The sequence below is a fragment of the Bartonella jaculi genome (assembly GCF_039543045.1).
In the GTDB taxonomy this organism is placed as follows: Bacteria; Pseudomonadota; Alphaproteobacteria; order Rhizobiales; family Rhizobiaceae; genus Bartonella; species Bartonella jaculi.
Genome location: NZ_BAABIZ010000059.1, coordinates 1 through 3694 on the forward strand (window position 1 = coordinate 1; position 3694 = coordinate 3694).

Here is a 3694-nt window from a genome sequence, read left to right on the forward strand (position 1 = left end):
ATTTTCCCTTACTATCATAGCCTGCACCTCCACCGAAATACTCAGCAAACATCTTGTTCATTGAATAAAGCTGCGAACCATTCACTGCTTCTAGAGATTCCTCTGAGAGAGTGCCCGCACGAACTCCGGAAAGGGTCCGTTCCGCTCCATCAATGTTGGCAATGCTAATACTTGTGCCGCTTTTTTCACCACCAATGCTGATAACATGCGTCTTATCATCTTGCTTAACAAGGCTATCACTAACAACATTTGTAATATCATTTTTAATATTCGTGAAAGAGGTACCAATATCAGCTAATGCTTCAGCAACATTATCATACTCCTTCTCTTCAACATCACTACCATCTTCCTTAACGGTCTTAACCTTGAACTTAGGAGCGGTCCATGTACCCTCTTCATTATAGCCAGCACCTCCACCTAAATAGGTCGCGAGCGCCTTATTCATTGTATAAAGCTGGGATCCATTCACTGCATCCGTCGAGGTTGCACTAATGTCTCCATTCGCAAGTGACGTTATCTTACTACTGGTTTTGCTATCTTCTTTTCCATGCTGCGCTACAAACGCATTGTTAGCATCACTCCACAATAAGGCATCACCTTGAACTGTTTCACTAACTTCCGTGATTTTCTTATCTATCTCATTCTTAACATTCTGGAATGAAGTACCTACACCCGTAAAGGCAGACGCGACATCATGATACTCTGTATCCTCTGTATCGCCATCTTCCTTGACACTCTTAACCGTGAATTTTGGAGCACCCCATGTGCCCTCATCATCATAGCCAGCACCACCACCTAAATAGGTCGCTAGCGCTTTATTCATTGTATAAAGCTGTGAACCATTCACCGCATCCGTTGAACTTTCACTTACATCCCCATTTGCAAGTGACGTAATCTTGCTATTGGTTTTTGCTTCTTCTTTCCCATGCGTAGCTACAAACGCATTGTTCGTTTCACTCCACAACAAGGCATCACCTTGGACTTTTTCACTAACTTCCGTGATTTTCTTATTTATTTCATTCTTAACATTCTTAAAAGAAGTACCAACTCCCGCAAAGGCAGATGCTACATCATGATAGTCTTCGTCTTCTGTCGCGCCCTCTTCATTGACAGTCTTAACCGTGAATGTAGGAGCGGTCCATTTGCCATTCTCATAGCTAGCGTTACCGCCTAAAAACTGCGCAACACCGCTGCCCAAGGTATGAAGCTGATTACCCGCTACGGCATCCGTTGAACTTTCACTTACATCTCCATTCGCAAGTGACGTTATCTTACTACTTGCTTTTTCACTTCCTTCTTTCCCATGCGTCGCTACAAATGCTCCATCATCATCGCTCCAGTTTAAAGAATCCTGAGCAACACTTTCTGAAACATCTTTAATACGCTGGTTCACATTCTTGATACTTGTATCAATGCCTTCAAAAGCTGTACCAACATCTTTAAATTCAGTTTCTTCTTCCTTACCATCTTTAGAAATTTTAGATAATTTATAGGTTGGACCAGTGAAAACACCATTTGTAAAGGCTGTACCACCACCCAAAAACTTAGCAATATCTCCAGAGATTGTATTGATTTGAGAGCCATTAATTGCATCATGTGACACATTAGAAATATCGCCATCTTTGACATTATGGAGAGCAACAGGTGCAGAATCCTTACCTTTACCCAACGTCACACTGCTATAATTAGTCTCACCATCTGTTGTTTTATCATAAAGAACAACAGCTGAATCCTCAGATTGAAGTTTGTCTGAAAGATCTTTTAAACCTTTATCAAATTGGCCTTTATTAACAGCTTCATTATTGTTCGTTGCTTCTTTCACACCGGAAAGGATCCTATCCTCATCACTCTTATTTGCAATATTGATTGCAGTACCATCTGTTTCTTTACCAATACTGATAAGATTCGTTGTTTCATCTTGCTTAACAAGGCTATCACCAACAACTTTGTTAATCTCGTTCTTAACTTCTTTATGAATATTCGTGAAAGAACTTCCTACTCCCTCAAAGGCTTCTGCTACACTCGTATAGCTCTTCTCTTCAACATCACTACCATCTTCCTTAACGGTCTTAACCTTAAATGTAGGAGCCGTCCAAGCACCATTCTCATATCCAGCTCCACCACCGAAATATGTAGCAACACTGCTGCCCAATGTATGAAGCTGATTACCTGCTACTGCATCGCTTGAACCAGCAGTTATATCCCCATTCGCAAGTGACGTAATCTTGCTATTGGTTTTTGCTTCTTCTTTTCCATGCTGCGCTACAAAGGCCTCTTTAGCCTTATCCCACAATAAGGCATCACCTTGAACTGTTTCACTAACTTCCGTGATTTTCTTATTTATTTCATTCTTAACATTCTTAAAAGAAGTACCTACACCTGTAAAGGCAGACGCAACATCATTATAAGTCGTGTCAGTAACATTGCCCTCTTCATTGATACTCTTAACCATGAATGTAGGATCTGTCCATGCGCCATCCTTATATTCAGCATTACCACCTAAAGATTTCGCAACTTTATTACCTAGGGTATGAAGCTGATCACCATTAACGGCATCGCTTGAACCAGCAGTTATATCCCCATTCGCAAGTGACGTAATCTTGCTGCTTGTCTTTTCACTTCCTTCTTTCCCATGCGTTGCTACAAACGCATTGTTCGTTTCGCTCCATAATAAGGCATCACCTTGAACTGTTTCAGTAACATCCGTGATTTTCTTATCTATTTTATTCACTACATTCGTGAAAGAGCTACCAACACCCGTAAAGGCAGATGCTACACTATCATACTCTTTATCTTCTGTTTTGCCATCATCCTTAACGCTCTTAACCGTAAATGTAGGAGCTTTCCATTGGCCATCATCATACCCAGCTCCACCGCCTAAAGACTTCGCAACACCGCTTCCCAATGTATGAAGCTGAGAGCCATTCACAGCATCCGTTGAACTGTCAGAAACCGATCCAGCCTGAAGAGATGTGATCTTGCTGCTGCTATTATCCAGCCCATGCGTCGCTACAAACGCATCCTCCTTTTCGCTCCAGTTCAAAGAGTCACTTTTTGCATCGGCAATATCTTTGGCAATCTCTTTTTTAACATTCGTAATTTCATTCTTAACATTCGTGAAAGAGCTACCAACACCCGTAAAGGCAGATGCTACACTATCATACTCTTTATCTTCTGTATTACCACCTTCATTGACAGTCGTAACCTTAAATGTAGGAGTAGTCCAAGTGCCATCATCATACCCAGCTCCACCGCCTAAAGACTTCGCAACATCGCTGCCCAATGTATGAAGCTGAGAGCCATTCACAGCATCTGTTGATTCTGCTGTAATCTTACCATTGCCTACATTACGCAGTGCAACAGTGCCTGTTGCTGGATCACCAAAAGTCACACTTTTCTTACCAGATTTACCGCCTGATCGGATAAGTGGATGGACATCATCTGAATCTGCTTCTTCATCGTAGAAAACTGCCAAAGAGCGCACATCATCAATCTCTTTATCAAGCTGGCCTTTATTAACAGCTTCATTATTGTTTGTTGCTTCTTTCACACCAGAAAGGGTCCGATCCTTACCATCCTTATCGGAAATAGTGATTCTATTACCGTATTTTTCTGCACCAATCTTGATGAGTTGCTCATCTTTATCCCACTTAACAAGACTATCGCCTTTTACATTGGCAATTTCATTATTAAT

General features: G+C 41.4%; 1 pseudogene. It reads right to left on the reverse strand.

The features are described from left to right. Positions 1-3694, reverse strand: a pseudogene (locus ABD915_RS08980) (hypothetical protein); the annotation flags it as partial.